Below are 18,465 nucleotides of genomic sequence, written 5' to 3'. Positions count from 1 at the left end.
CATATTAAGGAGGTGCAACGAACGATGAAGTTACATGAGCTGAGCCCAGCACCTGGATCCCGCAAAGAGCGCAAGCGCGTTGGACGCGGTACTAGTAGCGGCACGGGTAAAACGTCGGGTCGCGGTCACAAAGGACAAAACTCTCGTTCCGGCGGTGGTGTACGTCCAGGCTTCGAAGGTGGACAGAACCCATTGTATCGTCGTCTTCCGAAGCGCGGTTTCGTAAACCCAACTCGGAAAGAGTACGCGATTGTGAACATCGAAGAACTTAACAGCTTTGCAGCAGGTACTGAAGTGACTCCAGAAGTTTTGGTTGAGAGCGGTATTGTTAACAATACAAAGAGCGGAATCAAAATTCTTGGCAACGGTGAAGTTACCGTTTCTTTGACTGTAAAAGCTACTAAGTTTTCTCAATCTGCGGTAGAGAAGATCGAGGCTGCCGGCGGTAAAACCGAGGTGATCTAATGTTTAAGACCCTGAAAAATATATGGCGTGTGGATGACCTTCGCAAGCGTATTTTGTTCACCTTATTCGTTCTGATCATCTTCCGTATTGGATCCTTTGTTCCGGTTCCCGGTGTTAACAAAGAGGTTTTTACCCAGACGAATCAGACAGGCAATGAGTTGTTCGGTCTTCTTAACACGTTCTCGGGGGGCGCACTATCGCAGTTTTCGATCTTCGCCCTTTCGATATTTCCATATATTACTGCGTCCATTATCGTACAGTTGCTGTCGATGGACGTCATTCCAAAGTTTGCGGAATGGAACAAACAAGGGGAACACGGGAAGAAACAGTTGGCTCAAATTACTCGTTATGGTACGGTAATATTGGGTTTGATCCAGGCGTTAGCGATGTCTATTGGGTTTAACCGCCTGTATGGCATGGATATGGTGCCTGGAGCAACCACTATCGACTTTATCGTGATCGCAATTGTGCTTACCGCAGGGACATCGTTCTTGATGTGGCTCGGTGAACAGATTACGGAACGCGGAATCGGTAACGGTATTTCGATCATTATCTTTGCAGGTATCGCTGCTGGTATCCCGATGCACATTCGGACAACGATCGAATCGAACTTCATTCAGGATGGTCAAGTGTTTATGAACATTCTGAAGGGTGTCATCATCCTGCTGATTTTGGTTCTGATCATTACCGGTGTTGTATTCATTCAGCAAGGTATCCGTAAGATTCCGGTTCAATACGCGAAGCGTGTTGTAGGAAACAAAATGTACGGCGGACAGAATACACACATTCCACTCAAGATTAACGGAGCAGGCGTTATTCCGGTAATCTTTGCGATGTCACTCTTGCAGTTCCCGGTTATCCTTGCCAGCTTCTGGGCTCACCAGAGTTGGGCAAAATGGGTTACGGAGAATCTGGCTTATGACAGCCCGCTTGGAATGGTACTGTATGTGCTCATGATCATTGGTTTCACGTTCTTCTACACCTTCGTGCAGATGAACCCGAACCAAATGGCTGATAATATGAAGAAGAACGGCGGCTATGTTCCGGGCATTCGTCCTGGTAAAGCTACCGAGAAGTATCTGACCCGGGTTATGACCCGTCTGACCATGACAGGAGCTCTGTTCCTGGCCGTGATCTCCGTACTTCCGGTGTTCTTTGGATCACTTGCAGGTCTTCCGCGTACGGTTCAGATTGGTGGTACGTCCCTCTTGATCGTGGTCGGTGTTGCACTGGATACGATGAAGCAGATCGAAAGCCAACTGATCAAACGTCATTACAAAGGTTTTATCAATAAATAGGCGATAGGTTCCGGCGAGTGGTCTGTATCGCTTCCCGGCGCCTATTGTGTTGTTCTTGCTAGTCAATCAAGGGGAGGGAGTGACGTAAGGTGAACATCTTATTCATGGGTCCTCCTGGGGCAGGAAAAGGGACGCAAGCAGAAAACATCGTGAATGAATTCGGTATTCCTCATATTTCAACGGGCGATGCATTTCGTCTCGCGATCAAACAAGGAACTCCCATCGGAATTAAAGCGAAGGAATTCATGGATCAGGGTCTGCTGGTACCGGATGACGTAACGATTGGTATTGTGGAAGAGCGTCTGCAGCAGTCCGATTGCGAAAAAGGTTTTTTATTGGACGGTTTTCCAAGAACCCTTTCGCAAGCGGAAGCGCTGGATGAGATTCTCGCCCGCTTGAATACTGGTCTCGATCATGTCATCAACCTGAAAGTTGATCGGGAAAAGCTTCTGGCTCGCCTTACCGGCCGCCGGATTTGCAAAAACTGTGGTTCGACTTATCATGTGATCTTTAATCCTCCTAAACAGGAAGGCATTTGTGATAAATGCGGCGGCGAATTGTACCAGCGCTCCGATGATAACGAAGAGAGCGTCGGCATTCGTTTAGACGAATATATCAACAAAACAGCACCACTCCTCACGTTTTATGAGAACAAAGGTCTTTTGCGTCAAATCGATGGTGATCAGGAAATCGACGCGGTTTCAACACAAATTGCGTCTATACTGAGAGGTTAAGTATAATGATCATTTGTAAATCCGAAACGGAACTGAGCTTGATGAGAGAAGCAGGAAGGATCGTGGCGGAATGCCACAAACTCCTTGCAGCTCATGTAGAACCGGGCATTACGACCGGGGAACTTGACCTTATGGCCGACAAGTTCATTCGAAGCCAAGGCGCTGTGCCATCTTTTAAAGGCTACAACGGATTTCCTTCCAGCATTTGCGCATCAGTCAACGAAGAATTGGTGCATGGATTTCCAGGCAAACGCAAATTAATCGAGGGCGATATCGTTACGTTTGATATCGGTGCACAGTACCAGGGTTACCATGGTGACTCGGCATGGACCTACGCTGTAGGAGAGATTTCCGAAGAGGCCCAGCGTCTGCTGGACGTAACGGAAGGATCGCTCTATGCTGGACTTGCGCTAATCAAACCCGATGTCCGCTTGTTTACAATCTCTCATGCCATACAGCGTCATATCGAGGATGCAGGTTTCTCTGTCGTCCGGGAATACGTTGGTCATGGTGTGGGTACCGATCTGCATGAGGATCCGCAAATTCCGAACTATGGCATCCCTGACCGCGGACCAAGACTCAAACCGGGCATGGTGCTCGCGATTGAGCCGATGGTCAATGCGGGTAAGCGGAACGTCAAGACGCTGGAAGACAACTGGACGGTTGTAACGGTAGACGGCTCACTATGTGCTCACTTCGAGCATACGGTAGCAGTCACGCCGGATGGCATGGAAATTTTGACGAAGCTGCCGGAATAGGGTGATAACATGAATAATGAAGTCACGCTTCAGCCCGGGCAGATTGTTAAGATACTGAAAGGCAGAGATGCCGGACAGTATGCCGTTATCGTTTCGATTGAGGACAGCAGGTTCGTGTGGATCGCGGATGGGGACAAACGCAAGTTTGACGGGGCCAAGAAGAAGAATGTTCTTCATCTTGAACCTCAATCCTACATTAGCAGTGAAGTGGTAAACAGTTTGCAAGAAAGCGGTCGGGTTACAAACGGTAAGCTGCGTTTCGCACTGGACCGGTTTGTATCCGATAAATCCAAGGCAGATCAGAAAGGAGACTAACTGTGGCTAAAGAAGATGTCATTGAAGTCGAAGGAACGGTCATTGAGCCGTTGCCGAATGCTACCTTTAAAGTCGAGCTGGAGAATGGTCATCAAATTCTCGCTCATGTTTCCGGAAAGCTGCGGATGCACTTTATCCGTATCCTTACAGGAGACAAAGTGGTTGTTCAACTCTCGCCGTATGATTTAACCAAAGGTCGTATCACGTACCGTAAATAGATTCAAGGTTCCCCTGGGGAATTAAGGAAAGCTGCGAAGCGGTTTTACTGACGTAAAACTCAGCAGCGGTAACAAACTACTTTAGTTTCGAAGCTGGTTTTACAACGTAAAACTTGGAGGAGGTAATTAGCATGAAGGTAAGACCTTCTGTAAAGCCTATTTGCGAAAAATGCAAAGTCATTCGCCGCAAAGGGAACGTAATGGTTATCTGTGAAAATCCGAAACACAAACAAAAACAAGGTTAAAGAAGGGGGTGTAGCGTAAAATGGCTCGTATAGCTGGTGTGGATTTGCCACGTGACAAACGCGTTGAGATCGCCTTGACTTACATTTTCGGAATCGGTAAAACGACTTCCCAGAAAGTACTGAAAGAAACTGGAATCAATGCAGACACTCGTGTCCGTGATTTGACAGAAGATGAAGTCAGCAAATTGCGCGAAACGATCGATGGTATGGTTAAGGTAGAAGGTGACCTGCGTCGTGAAATTTCCTTAAATATTAAACGTCTCACGGAGATCGGCTGCTACCGCGGTATTCGTCACCGTCGTGGATTGCCTGTTCGTGGTCAACGTACTAAAACGAATGCTCGTACACGTAAAGGTCCTCGTCGTACCGTAGCGAACAAGAAGAAATAAGAAAGGGGGATAATAGACAATGGCTAAACCAAAAAAAGTCGTACGTACTAAACGTCGTGACCGCAAAAATATTGAAAGTGGCGTGGCTCATATCCGCTCCACATTCAACAATACAATCGTAACGATTACGGATCCTCACGGAAACGCGATTTCTTGGGCAAGCTCCGGCGGCCTTGGATTTAAAGGTTCCCGTAAGTCGACCCCGTTCGCTGCGCAAATGGCTGCTGAAACAGCTGCCAAAGCGGCTATGGAACACGGTATGAAAGCGGTGGAAGTAATGGTTAAAGGTCCTGGTGCTGGTCGTGAAGCAGCAATTCGTTCTCTGCAAGCAGCAGGTCTCGAAGTCAACCTGATCAAAGACGTTACACCAATTCCACATAACGGATGCCGCCCACCAAAACGTCGTCGCGTATAATGAAGTCATCCTGTTAATGTGGTATAAATCCGTTGCAATCTGCTAATAATGGTTGTTTAGGCATACTACTACATGGATTACTGGATAAGATGACAGTTTCATATAGGAGCGACGTTTGAAGGAGGGGTACTTGCGTGATTGAAATCGAAAAGCCGAAAATTGAGACCGTTGATGTCAATGAAGATGGAACCTATGGGAAATTCGTTGTTGAGCCTCTGGAGAGAGGGTATGGCACGACGCTGGGGAACTCGCTTCGCCGCATCTTGTTATCCTCACTACCGGGAGCTGCAGTCACATCGATTCAAATCGATGGCGTACTGCATGAATTTTCCACGATTCCGGGTGTCATGGAAGACGTGACCGAGGTCATCCTGAACCTGAAAGCTTTGTCTCTGAAAATTCATTCCGATGAAGAGAAAGTGTTCGAGATTGATGCGGAGGGTGAAGGGGTTGTTACTGCTGGTGACATCCGTGCGGATAGTGATGTGGAGATTCTGAATCCAGATCTTCATATTGCAACGCTCGGCCCTGGTGCAAGACTTCATATGCGTATTTTTGCCAGTCGCGGTCGTGGCTATGTCCAGGCGGATCGGAACAAACGCGATGACCAGCCTATCGGCGTCATTCCCGTCGATTCGATCTATACTCCGATTAGCCGTGTTAACTACGGTGTGGAAAATACGCGTGTTGGTCAAGTAACCAACTACGATAAACTGACGCTTGAAATTTGGACGGATGGCAGCATCCGCCCGGAAGAAGCTGTTAGTCTCGGCGCGAAAATCTTGACTGAGCATCTCTTCCTCTTCGTAGGTCTGACCGACGAAGCGAAGGATGCTGAGATCATGGTTGAGAAAGAAGAAGACAAGAAAGAAAAAGTGCTTGAAATGACGATCGAAGAGCTGGATCTTTCCGTTCGTTCCTACAACTGCTTGAAACGTGCCGGCATTAATACGGTACAAGAGCTGACCACGAAAACCGAAGAGGATATGATGAAAGTCCGGAACCTCGGACGCAAATCCTTGGAGGAAGTACAAGAGAAGCTTGAAGAGTTGGGCCTGGGACTTCGTACGGAAGAATAGCATAGATTCGGCTTAGCTTAGCAAAGGAGGGAAAAACACATGGCATACCAAAAGTTGGGCCGCGATTCCAGTGCGCGTAAAGCGTTGTTCCGTGACCTGGTAACCGACCTTTTCTTATATGAGCGCATTCAAACGACTGAAGCCAAAGCGAAAGAAGTTCGTTCGATCGCTGAGAAGTTGATCACAAAAGCAAAAAAAGGTGATCTTCACGCTCGTCGTCAAGTAGCTGCATTCGTGCGTCGTGAAACAGTAGACGGTGAACAAGATGCAATTCAAAAATTGTTCTCCGAAATCGCTCCTCGTTACTCCGAGCGTCCAGGCGGATACACTCGTATCCTGAAACTGGGACCTCGTCGTGGTGACGCAGCTCCAATGGTTTACTTGGAACTGGTAGATCGCGCGTAATATAGCTTTGTTCCATTGAAGTGACTGTAGTTATGTATGCCCGGCTCTGTAGATGTTTATTCTTGGAGCCATGAACGGGAAGTGGTGCGAGATATAGTCGATCATCTGGTTCGACTCGTCTCGACTACTCCATGGGCAACAATAACGGGGACCTTCTAGTCATGTGGCTGACTCGAAGGGTTCGGCTTAACATGATGAAAAGGAGCTCCTATGGGGCTCTTTTTTTGATGGATGTAGAATGTATAAGTTATCAGCGAAGCTGATGGCACTCTATAATCGAAAGAAAACTTCCGCTATACTCAGGAGGTCAGCAATGCGTAATCTTCTGATGAAGGTCAGTTACGACGGTACCGATTATAACGGCTTTCAGACCCAGCCCGGTGGCCACACGATTCAGGACTATTTGGAGGAAGCGATCCGCCGTTTATCTGGTGAACAGCTCAAGATTACGGCTTCTGGCCGGACAGATGCTGGGGTGCATGCTCGTGCCCAAGTTTTTAATTTCTACACAGCTTCTCCAATTCCCGTTGAGCGTTGGTGTATGGCATTAAACACCTGGCTGCCGGAAGATATCGTGGTTTCCGATGCGATGGAGGTACCGATGGAATTCCACTCCCGCCACGCAGCGAAACGCAAAACCTATCGTTTTACCATCAATGCAAACCAATATCCGGATCTATTCAATCGGAGGTACCAGATCCATCATCATGGAAAACTGGATATCGCAGCCATGGAGCAGGGACTTTCTCATCTGATTGGAACGCATGACTATACAACGTTTGCGTCACGGAAGTCGACGAAGCCGTCTCACGTTCGTACTATTTTTGATGCATGGATCGAGAAGGATACGTCAATGTGCCGTCCAGGCACGAGAGATCAAGGAGTCATTCATACGTACGTATCCGGGAACGGGTTTCTGCAGCATATGGTTCGGATCATTATGGGGACGTTGATTGAGGTAGGGGAAGGCAAGCGCCATCCGGATGATATGTTGGCCATACTGGAAGCCAAAAACCGGGCAGCAGCCGGTCCAACAGCCATGGGCAAGGGCCTGATGTTATGGGAAGTGGAGTATGATATCGCCGGAAAGGATTAACCTCAATGCCCGTCGATATCAGACTACGGATAAGGCGATCACATAAAGAAGAAGAAATCGCTTCTGGATGTGATGGGCGACTTGTTAGAATAACACGCATGGTGTAAGGTGGAAAACCAAAAAACACTTGCGGAAGTGGGCGTAATCCTGTATTATATAAGTTGTGTTTTCTTAACGGCTCTCCCACAGCCCCGGTTAAGAAAATGCCGAATGCAAGACTGCAACACCATGACAATGCTTTAAACATGAATGAAGATAAATAATGAAAATTAATGATGATTTTCGGACGAATACAAGGAGGAACTATACATGCGTACCACCTATATGGCGAAGCCAAATGAAGTTGAGCGCAAATGGTACATCGTTGATGCCGAAGGCAAGACGCTTGGCCGTTTGGCAAGTGAAGTTGCGGCTCTGATCCGCGGCAAACATAAGCCTCAATTCACTCCACATGTTGACACAGGGGATTTCGTGGTTGTTATCAACGCCGAGAAAATCCACCTCACTGGCAAAAAGATGGAGAACAAAAAATACTACCGTCACTCCCTGCATCCAGGTGGATTGAAAGTAACTACAGCTCAAGACCTGATTGCGAAATACCCAGAGCGTGTAATCGAAAGCGCGGTTCACGGCATGCTTCCTAAAACTCGCATGGGCGAGAAAATGAAGCTGAGACTGAAAGCATATGCAGGCACAGCACATCCACATGAAGCACAAAAACCAGAAGCTTACGAACTTCGCGGTTAATTAAAAAGGAGGACAGTTTCATGGCACAAGTACAATACTATGGGACAGGTCGTCGTAAACACTCGGTAGCACGTGTACGCCTCGTACCGGGTGAAGGACGCATTGTCATCAATAAACGTGATATTAATGAATATTTCGGTTTGGAAACACTCAAGCTGATCGTTAAACAACCTTTGAATCTGACAGAAACACTGGGCAAATATGACGTGCTTGTCATCGCTCACGGTGGCGGCATCTCCGGTCAAGCTGGAGCAATCCGTCACGGTATCTCCCGTGCTCTTCTGAAAGCAGATCCAGAATTCCGTCCATCTCTGAAAAGAGCTGGATTCCTGACTCGCGACCCTCGTATGAAAGAGCGTAAGAAATACGGTCTTAAAGCAGCTCGTCGCGCGCCTCAGTTCTCCAAGCGTTAATATTTCCGACTTACCAAGCCCTTGGCCATTATGGTCAAGGGCTTTTTTATGTTTAGAGAAAGCGGTTGTCCACAAAGATATTCACAGGATGGACAAGACAGTCGGATTATATTGGCCAAATCTAGAACCGGTTGTTCACATGCTGTGCACAACCTGCGGATAGATGGATGTAGATAGGGATGATCTTACATCGTTAACCACTTGACTTGATATGTAAATAGAGATATATTATTAATTGCGAATTAATTAAGTACTTAAATAATTAATATTTAATCATTAATTAAATAAGTAATTTTCGGAGCAGAGAAGGGGGGATATGGTTGGATCGCAATGAAGAGATTTTTAAGGTATCGTCGATGTTCCGGGCACTACTGAAGAACATTCATCAGGAATGGAACAAGTCGAGCGCCGGGAAGTACAACTTAAGCTTTCCACAATTTCAGGTGCTGTATGTATTAAAGCTGCGAGGGCCACTGAAGGTATCGGAGCTTGCAGAAGCTTTGTCTTTAACACCGCCAGCTATAACCGGCCTAACGGATAAATTGGTTGCGGAAGGATACTTGCAGAAAGAGCGTGCAGAGGATGACCGGAGAGTTGTCAATATCACACTCTTGGAACCAGGTCTAGATGTAATTAGGAAAGTGAAGAAGGATCAGAAGGAAATGATTCAGGGGTTTTTCAATTTTCTCTCTGAGGAAGACATTCAGCATTTGAGAAGAATCTTCTCCTTGATGCTGTCAAACATAGATAAAGATAATCACAACAACGGGTAGAGGTGGAGCATGGAGCATTTAACGCTTAAACGTAAAGTTTCAATTATGATTGCGATCATGGCTGCGATGTTCTTCGCAGCCATTAACCAGACGATAACGAGCACCGCAATGCCGCGGATTATCGCCATTCTTGATGGCATGGATTATTACACATGGACCATCAATATTTATTTGTTAACATCAACGATCGCAACGATATTGGTAGGTAAGCTGTCCGACATGTTCGGACGTAAGCCGTTTATTTTGATAGGTATATTATTTTTTATGTTAGGGGCTTTCCTGACGGGTACATCAACAGACGTGTATCAATTCATTATTTATCGCGGTATTCAAGGTATAGGTGCCGGTATTATCCAATCAACCGCATTTATGTCGGTCGGGGACTTATTTCCACCGCGCGAACGTGGCAAATGGATGGGGCTGATGACCGCGGTATTCGGTTTTTCCAGTGTCCTTGGTCCTACGCTTGGCGGATATCTGGTCGATAACATCGAATGGCGTTGGTTATTCTGGATCTTCCTGCCGCTGGGTGTAGTTGCCTTCATCATGATTTGGACGTTGTTTCCGAAGGTTGAACGCAAGCCTGGCCAGTCCATTGACTATTTAGGTTCCTTATTCCTTACAACGTCCATCGTTCCTTTACTGCTGGCCTTTTCTTGGGCAGGTACGGAATATGCTTGGGGATCACCGCAGATTATTGGTCTCATCGCAGCTTCAGTCGTATCAGCTTTTATCTTTATCTTGGTGGAGATGAAGGCGAAGGAACCGGTATTGCCACTTAGTTTGTTCAAAAATAGTGTCGTTACGGTTTCTAATCTGATTGGATTTTTTATGAACTTTGGTCTGATGGGTGCCATGATTTATATTTCCTTCTATGTTCAAGGTGTGCTTGGCATCTCACCAACCTATGCCGGCTATGTAACCATCCCGATGTCGATTTTCATGATGGGTACGAGTGCTATAGCAGGTCAACTCATTGCTAAAAGTGGTAAGTACAAACGGTACGCACTTCTTGGAGTTCCAATAATGATGGTCGGTATGGGCATTATGGTGTTCATGGACAACATTTGGCTTACTGTAGTTAGTACCATTATTTTTGGTATCGGTCTTGGTTTGGGTATGCCGGTATTCTCGCTGGCTACTCAGAATGCGGTACCCCACAATGAGCTCGGTGTAGCAACAGCTTCATCCCAGTTGTTCCGTAATCTCGGCGGCACAATCGGGATCGCGGTTATGGGAACGGTTATGTCGAACAGTCTGACGAAGAATTTGAAGGAAGCACTTCAGTCGAGTAATGCACCGGATTTTAGCTCGGTGGATCCGCAGCTAGCACAGCAGATGTTGTCCTTCGCTAATCCGCAGACACTGATGAATAAACCGCTGATTGAACAAACGCAGGCAAGTCTTCCTGCCGATGTACAGCCTTTGTTCGCGCAAATGATACAAAGTATCCGCGATGCGCTTGGAAATACATTGTCCATGGTGTTCCTCACAGGTACGTTAGTCCTCGTAGTCGCGCTGCTGCTCGTATTCTTCTTAAAGGAGATTCCGCTGCGAACGACGAATCAGGCATCCGCTCCCAAATCCGAGGACTCGGAAGGGAAGAGTGCCGGCGCAGGTACTAGAACTAAAGAGGTATCCGTAGCAACAACAGACTAAGATTGGTATTTGTCAAAATGTTTGGAAATCGAAGAGAAAAAAGACCCTTTCTGCTTATGCAGGAAGGGTTTTTTCGTTTTTCATGGTAACGATTTGATGGTTGACATTTATTAGGAATGTTTTATACTGTATTTAATTCATATTATTTCAGTAGGATTATCGGGATTAATATCGGGGGAGGCATCCAATCATGAATTTGCTGGAGAAAGAGGATTTGATCCGAGTGCAAGCAGAAGAGCTTGAGCATGCATCGGCTGAGGAAGTCATCGCATATGCGATCAAGACATTTCCCAATATAACGTTTGCTTGCAGCTTTGGAGCAGAAGATGTGGTATTGGTGGACATGATTCAAAAGATTAGCCCGTCGACGGATATTTTTTATCTGGATACCGATTTTCACTTCAAGGAAACATACGAAACGCGGGATCGTATGGCCGAACGTTATGGCCTGGAATTCGTGCGGGTCTCTCCGCTCATTACGCCGGAAGAGCAAGCGGCTCAGCATGGTGAGGCATTATGGAGCGTCAACCCGACTGAGTGCTGCAACATCCGAAAGGTAGAACCATTAACTCGGATTCTGTCTCAATATGAGGCTTGGATTACAGGAATACGAAGAGATCAAGCCCCTACCAGGGCGAATTCGAAGAAGATTGAATATGATACCAAGTTCGGTTTGGTGAAGTTCAATCCGATCGCAGGCTGGACTAGCGAGGATGTGTGGAACTACATCCGAGCTAACGATATTATCTACAACCCGCTGCATGATCAGAATTATCCGAGTATTGGCTGCGAACATTGCACACGACAGGTTATGCCAGGAGAAGATCCACGCGCTGGACGCTGGTCAGGCCATGAGAAGACCGAATGCGGACTTCATAAATAAACCAATCAAAATCGACTTAGGATCGTAAGTTACAGCATAAGAAGGAGGAATTATTCATGACAGCCATACTCCCTCATGGTGGTACGCTGGTACAGCGGGTAGCCCAAGGGGCAGAGCGTGAAGATTTATTGAAACAGGTCGGCACTCTTCATAAGATCCCTGTAAACGCTTGGAGCATCTCGGACCTGGATTTGATCGGGGTCGGGGCATTTTCGCCACTGCAAGGATTTTTGAACGAGCAGGATTACAAGTCTGTGGTTTCCTCTATGCGTTTAGCGGACGGTACGGTCTGGAGCATACCGGTTACACTGGCTGTTGATGAATTTACAGCGGCTAAACTTGCCGTCGGCGAGAAGGCGGCACTTGTAGGCGAAGAAGATGGGGTCGTCTATGGCGTTATCGATGTTGAGAGCGTCTATAAGGTGGATCAGCAAGCTGAGGCTGTTCAAGTATTTAAGACGGATGATCCTGAGCACCCAGGCGTGAAGAAACTTTTCGAACGTCCTTCAACCTATGTAGGCGGGCCGATTCAAGTGCTGAATCGTCCGCAGCCGGAACGGTTTGGCGAGTTTTATTTTGATCCGGCAGAGACCCGGGAACAGTTCAAAGCGAAGGGCTGGAATACAGTTGTTGGCTTTCAGACACGTAATCCGGTTCACCGTGCACATGAATACATTCAGAAGAGCGCCATGGAAATCGTAGACGCATTATTCCTCAATCCGCTTGTAGGAGAGACCAAATCGGATGACGTTCCTGCCAATGTGCGAATGAAGAGCTATCTGACCTTGCTGGAGAACTACTATCCCGCGGAGCGCACCTTCCTGGGCGTATTTCCGGCTGCCATGCGTTATGCGGGACCTAGAGAAGCTATATTTCATGCAATGGTGCGGAAAAACTATGGCTGTACCCATTTTATCGTTGGCCGGGATCATGCAGGAGTCGGTGACTATTACGGCACGTATGAGGCTCAGGAAATTTTCAAGAATTTTACTGCAGAAGAGCTGGGTATTACCCCGCTGTTCTTTGAGCACAGCTTCTTCTGCACCACTTGCGGAAACATGGCTTCAAGCAAAACATGCCCGCATCCGAAGGAGGATCATCTGACCTTGTCGGGAACGAAGGTTCGTGGCTTGCTTCGCGAAGGACAGTGCCCGCCACCGGAATTTACGCGCCCCGAAGTCGCGCAAGTGCTGATCGAAGGCATGAAAGAGCAGATTACGGTCTAACAAAGGCATAAATAGCCACCTTGTCCCATATGATGGAGTAGAACAACTCATGGGACGAGGTGGTTTTGTTATGTCTAGGCGGAGATCGGACAAGGTTACGGTATGGATATCGCTGAAGAGAATCAAGCAAACCCTGATTGGAGCTGCGCTGCTGTCACTGCTCATTATCGTTGTAACATACGAAATCCCCTCTGCCAAAACGTCGAATACCTGGAGTTTGCCGCTTGCCGGCAAAGTCATTGCCCTTGATGCAGGACATGGCGGCCCAGATGGCGGGGCGGTAAGCCGACAAGGTGTCATCGAGAAGGATGTAAACCTGGCCATCGCCTTGTATTTGCGTGATTATTTGCAGCAGGCTGGCGCGCTCGTTATTATGACAAGAGAAGGAGACTATGACCTGGCTGCAGAAAGCACAAAGGGGTATTCCAAGCGTAAAACGGAAGACCTCAAACAACGCGTGCGGATGATCGAGGACAGTAAGGCGGATCTATTTATCAGCATGCATCTGAACAGCATACCGTCCAATCGGTGGAGAGGGGCGCAGACCTTTTTCCCTCCAAATAATGAGGAAAGCAAAAAACTTGCCGAATGGATTCAGGCTGAAATCCGGCATAACCTGGAGAATACGCAGCGTTTGGCCAAAACGGATGATAAGATATTTTTGCTTCAAGCCCTGCGCATGCCTTCTGCATTGGTAGAGGTCGGTTTCTTGTCCCATCCGGAGGAATCCGAATTGCTGCGTGATGAGAAATACCAGAGAAAGGTCGCAGCTTCTGTGTACAATGGCATTTTACGTTATACCTCCGGAGAGTCCGCCAGCGAGTCGTCACAAGCTGCAGAGTAATGGTATAATAGACAGGAATATCGAAACATTGTCTATTCCATTACATAGAGCAGAGGTGCTTATATGCTGACTAGAGAAACGGTACAGGAGATACTCCAGCCTTTACGCGATCCCGAAACCGGGAAGAGCCTAATGGAGCTCCAGCGTATTCGGGATATTGTTGTGAAGGAACGCACGGTCCGATTATCCGTGACTTACAGCAGTGAAGATGTACGCGCTTCCTTGGAGGCGCAGATCAGAGAAATTCTTGAAGCTATGGGGGCAGAGGATATCCATATCCGCATGCGCCCTCTGGACAATGCCGTTAGCGGAGCAGACCGGGAGGAAGATAACGATCGCGAGAAGCTGACAAAAGGACATGCCGCCGGCATGGAACAGAATATGCTCCTTAGCGAGCAATCCGGTGTTCATTTCATTGCGATTGCAAGCGGCAAAGGCGGCGTGGGTAAATCCACCGTTACGGTGAATTTAGCTGCAGCTTTGGCTCGGCAAGGCAAGAAGGTAGGTTTGATTGATGCGGATATTTATGGCTTCAGCGTACCGGATATGATGGGCATTGAAGAGGGGCCGTCCGTAACCGAGGAGGGTGTCATCCATCCGGTTGAGCGTTTTGGTGTCAAGGTGATGTCCATGGGCTTCTTCATCCGCGAGAATAGTCCGGTGATTTGGCGCGGACCGATGCTTGGCAAAATGCTGCGTCAATTTTTCACGGATGTCGCTTGGGGAGATTTGGACTACATGCTGCTGGACCTGCCGCCAGGAACAGGGGACGTGGCGCTGGACGTGCATCAGATGATTCCGCAGAGCAAAGAGATCATCGTAACCACCCCGCATGCTACGGCGGCGTTTGTAGCTGCCAGAGCGGGTGCCATGGCCTTGCAGACCGATCATGAAATCTTAGGCGTCGTCGAGAACATGTCTTATTATGTCTGCTCCCATGGCGGGGAGAAGGATTATGTATTTGGTCGTGGAGGCGGAGGGAAGCTTGCTGAGACGCTTCATACCGAGCTGCTCGCGCAGCTTCCGTTAGGAGCGCCGGATAACCACCCTTCAGAGCCGGACTTCTCCCCGTCGGTGTATAAGGCAGGTACCGAGAGCGCAGGGATTTACGATGAAATAGCCGCAAGGATTGCAGCCAAGCTTGAGGAATCCATCTAGATGGTCAATACGCATATAATGAAACAGGCTCCCTAGTTAGGGAGCCTGTTAATGTTTATGGGAGAGGTGGGGAGATGCTGCTTAACTACCGCCGCCTTCACCGCCGCCTTCTTCTCCTTCGCCGCCGCCTTCACCGCCACCTTCACCACCGCCGCCACCGCCTTGCTCTTCTTGTCCTTGTCCTTCGCCTTCTTTTTTCTTCTCCACTTTAGGCTGAAGTTCGTCTTTTACGACCGTTTTAAGCAGTTCCAGCACCTCCATGCGGAACAGCGGGTTCTGCATAGCTTCCTGCATCACGGTCATGGACTGTTTGCGATAATCCGGGGTGTTGGTCAGTTCAAGAAACGATTTCATCACGTCAGGAGATTTTAACATATCTTGAATCGCTTTTTGATACGTCGGGTCCTTGATGAGCTGCATATGCAGCTGCTTGCTCTCGGAATTGATGGCTTTGGCAAAATCACCCGCGAATTGCGGATCGGTCATAATCTTCTCAATTTCCTTCTTATATTCCTCCGATACCAGTGTATCCTTAACGGCCATGCGAATTTGATCCCCGGACTGGGCGGACATCATCCGCATCCCCATGGATCCGCCGCTTCCGGAGGAGCCGCCGGATCCGCCGCCAAGCGCTTCCTCTACCGCTTTTTTACCTTCGTCGGTTTTCAGAATGTCGACCACCATGGACTTGATTTCTTTATATCCGAGCTGCGGGGACGAGCTTTGTTCTGCACCACAAGCGGTAAGCACCACGGCAGCAACGAAGACGATAATACATAAACGAAATAACGGCCACTTCATTACCGTTGTCCTCCTTTTTCAAGATCATTGAATTTATAAGCGAAGCCGAACAAATTCGATAATCGCAAGAAAAACATCCGCAGCATTATGGTAGGTCCTCTGGTGAAGTACGCTCGATCGATGTTTTTCTTACGGTTCTTCGCATAGTATGTGATGGATTTGCAGAAATATGTCGGATTCAGAATGGTTTTTTATTGTGAACGTTGGTAAAATAATGATCTGTGGGGGTGGAAGTTAGTTGAGCTTACGAAAGTGGTCTAAATTGTTTTTGAAAACGCTGCTCGTCGGGGCAGTGGCGGCATTAATTGTAGGTCTGATCCTGCAGTTGTTTAATGGCGCGATCGAATTTACGGGAATGGCCGATTTATTGATATACCCGCTGATTTTGTTGGGCTCTGGGGCACTGGTGAGCGTATACTCCCAGATGGGCTTTTTTGCGTACCTGACTTTAAATTATATGGGGATAGGCATATTCCGCCGAAAAACTTGGCAGTACATTCAGATTGTGTTGGCTGTTCTAGCATTGCTGGAGCTAATGTTCTTCCGTACCTTTGTCGGCGGATCCACTAGCCTGCAGCAGGATTTGATTTTAGGTATTTCCATTTTGGTTATTGCCGTTGTTGTTGCTTATCTCAAAGTGAAGAGCACAAACGCTAATGCATGGATTCCGACCCTCTTCTTCATGATGGCCATTTCCATTGTGGAGATTATCGGTGTACTGCAAATTGGAGTCAGCAACGCCACGATCTTTATGGTGGTACCATTGCTAATCTGTAATGCATACCAAATTCTGACGCTTCATAAAGTTACACAAGACGAAAAAAAGAGCTAACACCTTAGCTCTTTTTTTGTTAAACATTATTCAATTACAAAGGTTCCTCTCGAGAGTTTAAAGTCCGCCTGCATCCTCGATGCTCTTCTGCACTGAAGCGTGATCACGAACCTCGGTGCCTTGGGCGCTGCCCTGTTGAAGCAGATCGGTTACCGTAACGAACTCGTAGCCTTTATTGCGCAGTTCCTTGATGATGAGAGGGAGAGCTTCATGTGTTTGCTTCACGGAGTCGCTGGCATGCATCAGCACGATGTCTCCCGGATGTGCTTTGGAGACGACGCGGTCCACAATTTTGTCGACGCCGATATTCTTCCAGTCCCTGGAGTCGGTATCCCACTGGATCACCGTGTAGTTAAGGCTCTGGGCTATGCCGAGCACTCTTTTGTCAAAATCCCCGTTAGGCATTCGTATTAATTTGGGTTCTTGTCCGGTCATTGCGGTTAAAATAGTATGTGCCGAAGAAATCTGCTTGCGAATTTCCTCATCGGTGAGCGTGCTGTAATTATCGTGCTTGAAGCCGTGGCTCCCGATTTCATATCCGCTTTCCTTAATGGCATTCACGATATCGGGATGCGTTTTGCTCCATGGCGCAGACAGGAAGAAGGTTGCTTTTTGAACTCCATTGTCTTTTAAGGCCTGTAAAATAGGCTCTGCGCGTTTTTCGCCCCAGCTGATGTCAAACGTTAACGCGATCTGTTTCTTATCCGTAGACACGCTGTAAATCGCTGACGGGTTGTTCTCGGAGAAGACCGAGATGTTGTCACTCTCCACATAAATAACGCCGATTGCAAAGATCGCCGCGGCAAGGACGAAGAAAAACCGCTTAATCTTTCTGCCGTTGAATACATAAAAAGAATTCATAATACGTGCGCCCCTCTCCCTTCAGTGTGCAATAGCTTGTTTACTTTCAACATATGCTCGTACTTGCGAGTTATACCAATTTAGGAGGTAGCGAATGTTACGTTTTAGCATTTTTCTCAGAGATTTAAGATCGATCCGGAAGGCATTGCTCTTGGCAGCGGTCTTATTTATCGCCGGAATCGTGGCGGGGGCAAGTTCAGAGGGGTTCGAGCAATTCCTTCTTGGTCAGCTTCAAGGATTAGGAGAGATAAGCCAGCAGCTCGGTTCCTCCGATCATCCCGAATGGAATTTCTTTGTCTTTATCTTTCTTAACAACAGCATTAAGAGCGTGCTGGTCATGTTCTCAGGCTTGCTGCTTGGCGTAATACCGTTCTTCTTCCTGGTCATTAATGGCATGGTGATAGGTTTCTTACTGAAGGTTGTGGGGGAGAGCGGAGAGAGTCTGTTTGATCTGATTGTGAAAGGGCTGCTGCCACATGGGATCATTGAGATACCGGTCATTGTGATTGCCTGTGGATATGGCCTGGCTCTTGGCGGGCTGGTGTTAAGAAGTATAACGGCGAGAGGCGAACGCAGAAGCGGGATAGGTGCGGAGTGGCGCGGGTTTTGGCGCAAGCTGGGTACTGCATCCTTATGGGTTGTCGTGCTGCTGCTCATTGCGGCAATAATCGAAAGCACAATTACGTTGTGGCTGATGTCATAATTTTCCCTGAAATTGTGCATACCTAATAAAGCAGCTTAGCAGAGTAAAGAGAGAGCTGCGTGGACAGGACGTTCATCATCATGCGCAGACAGCATTCATTCGGTTTAGAGATCCCGCCAATACGGTTAATCACCAATACATAGGCAAG

General features: G+C 47.7%; 24 protein-coding genes. 22 read left to right on the top strand and 2 right to left on the bottom strand.

What is annotated here, in order from left to right; genetic code table 11:
- Positions 1-24 precede the first annotated feature (24 nt).
- The 20 genes from rplO (at position 25) to AC0VZ8_RS30450 (ending at position 15,120) form a co-directional block, all read left to right on the top strand.
- Positions 25-465 (top strand): 50S ribosomal protein L15, encoded by a 441-nt coding sequence (gene rplO, locus AC0VZ8_RS30545; RefSeq protein WP_071221016.1) that lies wholly within the window; start codon positions 25-27, stop codon positions 463-465.
- A complete protein-coding gene (secY, locus tag AC0VZ8_RS30540; RefSeq protein ID WP_071221015.1) occupies positions 465-1,763 on the top strand; it encodes a preprotein translocase subunit SecY in 1,299 nt (432 codons plus the stop codon). The genes rplO and secY overlap by 1 nt, the downstream gene beginning before the upstream one ends.
- 89 nt (positions 1,764-1,852) lie before the next feature.
- The gene (locus AC0VZ8_RS30535; protein WP_071221014.1) at positions 1,853-2,497 is read left to right on the top strand and encodes an adenylate kinase; all 645 of its coding nucleotides are present in this window, start codon (positions 1,853-1,855) and stop codon (positions 2,495-2,497) included.
- Positions 2,498-2,502: 5 nt separating this feature from the next.
- Positions 2,503-3,255, top strand: a complete 753-nt coding sequence (map, locus tag AC0VZ8_RS30530; protein ID WP_006212900.1) for a type I methionyl aminopeptidase — start codon at positions 2,503-2,505, stop codon at positions 3,253-3,255.
- A gap of 9 nt (positions 3,256-3,264) precedes the next feature.
- Positions 3,265-3,570, top strand: a complete 306-nt coding sequence (locus AC0VZ8_RS30525; protein WP_113061149.1) for a KOW domain-containing RNA-binding protein — start codon at positions 3,265-3,267, stop codon at positions 3,568-3,570.
- A 2-nt stretch (positions 3,571-3,572) separates the two neighbouring features.
- Positions 3,573-3,788, top strand: coding sequence for a translation initiation factor IF-1 (gene infA / locus AC0VZ8_RS30520; RefSeq protein WP_006212898.1), 216 nt, complete (start codon positions 3,573-3,575; stop codon positions 3,786-3,788).
- Between the two features lie 131 nt (positions 3,789-3,919).
- Positions 3,920-4,033, top strand: coding sequence for a 50S ribosomal protein L36 (gene rpmJ / locus AC0VZ8_RS30515; protein ID WP_003333770.1), 114 nt, complete (start codon positions 3,920-3,922; stop codon positions 4,031-4,033).
- Between the two features lie 20 nt (positions 4,034-4,053).
- Positions 4,054-4,422, top strand: a complete 369-nt coding sequence (rpsM, locus tag AC0VZ8_RS30510; RefSeq protein ID WP_006212897.1) for a 30S ribosomal protein S13 — start codon at positions 4,054-4,056, stop codon at positions 4,420-4,422.
- A gap of 19 nt (positions 4,423-4,441) precedes the next feature.
- On the top strand, positions 4,442-4,837 hold the full coding sequence (rpsK, locus tag AC0VZ8_RS30505) for a 30S ribosomal protein S11 (RefSeq protein WP_009589209.1): 396 nt from the start codon (positions 4,442-4,444) through the stop codon (positions 4,835-4,837).
- Between the two features lie 134 nt (positions 4,838-4,971).
- A complete protein-coding gene (locus AC0VZ8_RS30500; protein WP_071221012.1) occupies positions 4,972-5,916 on the top strand; it encodes a DNA-directed RNA polymerase subunit alpha in 945 nt (314 codons plus the stop codon).
- Positions 5,917-5,955: 39 nt separating this feature from the next.
- Positions 5,956-6,321, top strand: a complete 366-nt coding sequence (gene rplQ / locus AC0VZ8_RS30495) for a 50S ribosomal protein L17 (protein ID WP_071221011.1) — start codon at positions 5,956-5,958, stop codon at positions 6,319-6,321.
- Between the two features lie 313 nt (positions 6,322-6,634).
- Entirely contained in the window at positions 6,635-7,417 is a 783-nt protein-coding gene (gene truA / locus AC0VZ8_RS30490) for a tRNA pseudouridine(38-40) synthase TruA (protein WP_475485316.1), read from the top strand.
- A 309-nt stretch (positions 7,418-7,726) separates the two neighbouring features.
- Positions 7,727-8,164, top strand: a complete 438-nt coding sequence (gene rplM / locus AC0VZ8_RS30485) for a 50S ribosomal protein L13 (protein ID WP_071221009.1) — start codon at positions 7,727-7,729, stop codon at positions 8,162-8,164.
- A gap of 20 nt (positions 8,165-8,184) precedes the next feature.
- Positions 8,185-8,577 carry a 30S ribosomal protein S9 gene (gene rpsI / locus AC0VZ8_RS30480; protein ID WP_006212891.1) on the top strand — a complete coding sequence of 131 codons (393 nt, stop codon included), beginning with the start codon at positions 8,185-8,187 and terminating at the stop codon, positions 8,575-8,577.
- Positions 8,578-8,897: 320 nt separating this feature from the next.
- The gene (locus AC0VZ8_RS30475; RefSeq protein ID WP_071221008.1) at positions 8,898-9,350 is read left to right on the top strand and encodes a MarR family winged helix-turn-helix transcriptional regulator; all 453 of its coding nucleotides are present in this window, start codon (positions 8,898-8,900) and stop codon (positions 9,348-9,350) included.
- A 9-nt stretch (positions 9,351-9,359) separates the two neighbouring features.
- Positions 9,360-11,009 carry an MDR family MFS transporter gene (locus AC0VZ8_RS30470; RefSeq protein WP_475485315.1) on the top strand — a complete coding sequence of 550 codons (1,650 nt, stop codon included), beginning with the start codon at positions 9,360-9,362 and terminating at the stop codon, positions 11,007-11,009.
- A gap of 190 nt (positions 11,010-11,199) precedes the next feature.
- A complete protein-coding gene (locus tag AC0VZ8_RS30465) occupies positions 11,200-11,892 on the top strand; it encodes a phosphoadenylyl-sulfate reductase (RefSeq protein ID WP_475485314.1) in 693 nt (230 codons plus the stop codon).
- A gap of 56 nt (positions 11,893-11,948) precedes the next feature.
- Positions 11,949-13,118, top strand: coding sequence for a sulfate adenylyltransferase (gene sat / locus AC0VZ8_RS30460; RefSeq protein WP_475485313.1), 1,170 nt, complete (start codon positions 11,949-11,951; stop codon positions 13,116-13,118).
- 70 nt (positions 13,119-13,188) lie between these two features.
- Complete coding sequence (gene cwlD, locus AC0VZ8_RS30455; RefSeq protein WP_475485312.1) at positions 13,189-13,962, top strand: N-acetylmuramoyl-L-alanine amidase CwlD; 774 nt, start codon at positions 13,189-13,191, stop codon at positions 13,960-13,962.
- Between the two features lie 63 nt (positions 13,963-14,025).
- Positions 14,026-15,120, top strand: a complete 1,095-nt coding sequence (locus AC0VZ8_RS30450) for an Mrp/NBP35 family ATP-binding protein (RefSeq protein ID WP_216535514.1) — start codon at positions 14,026-14,028, stop codon at positions 15,118-15,120.
- An 81-nt stretch (positions 15,121-15,201) separates the two neighbouring features.
- On the opposite strand, the gene gerD is transcribed toward AC0VZ8_RS30450, so the two are convergent.
- Entirely contained in the window at positions 15,202-15,921 is a 720-nt protein-coding gene (gene gerD, locus AC0VZ8_RS30445) for a spore germination lipoprotein GerD (RefSeq protein WP_216535515.1), read from the bottom strand.
- 238 nt (positions 15,922-16,159) lie between these two features.
- Between gerD and AC0VZ8_RS30440 the strand changes: the two genes are divergently transcribed.
- Positions 16,160-16,753: a KinB-signaling pathway activation protein gene (locus AC0VZ8_RS30440; protein ID WP_076326206.1), complete on the top strand. Its 594-nt coding sequence runs from the start codon at positions 16,160-16,162 to the stop codon at positions 16,751-16,753.
- Positions 16,754-16,810: 57 nt separating this feature from the next.
- Here the strand turns inward: AC0VZ8_RS30440 and pdaB are convergent, their stop codons facing one another.
- Positions 16,811-17,614 carry a polysaccharide deacetylase family sporulation protein PdaB gene (pdaB, locus tag AC0VZ8_RS30435; RefSeq protein ID WP_475485311.1) on the bottom strand — a complete coding sequence of 268 codons (804 nt, stop codon included), beginning with the start codon at positions 17,612-17,614 and terminating at the stop codon, positions 16,811-16,813.
- A 94-nt stretch (positions 17,615-17,708) separates the two neighbouring features.
- Between pdaB and AC0VZ8_RS30430 the strand changes: the two genes are divergently transcribed.
- Positions 17,709-18,317 (top strand): stage II sporulation protein M, encoded by a 609-nt coding sequence (locus tag AC0VZ8_RS30430; RefSeq protein WP_475485310.1) that lies wholly within the window; start codon positions 17,709-17,711, stop codon positions 18,315-18,317.
- The last annotated feature ends 148 nt before the right edge of the window (positions 18,318-18,465 follow it).

The organism is Paenibacillus sp. QJM3NY_38 (genome assembly GCF_056173265.1).
The sequence above is the reverse complement of the archived record's forward strand: the minus strand, read 5'-3'. Positions and strand labels throughout refer to the sequence as shown.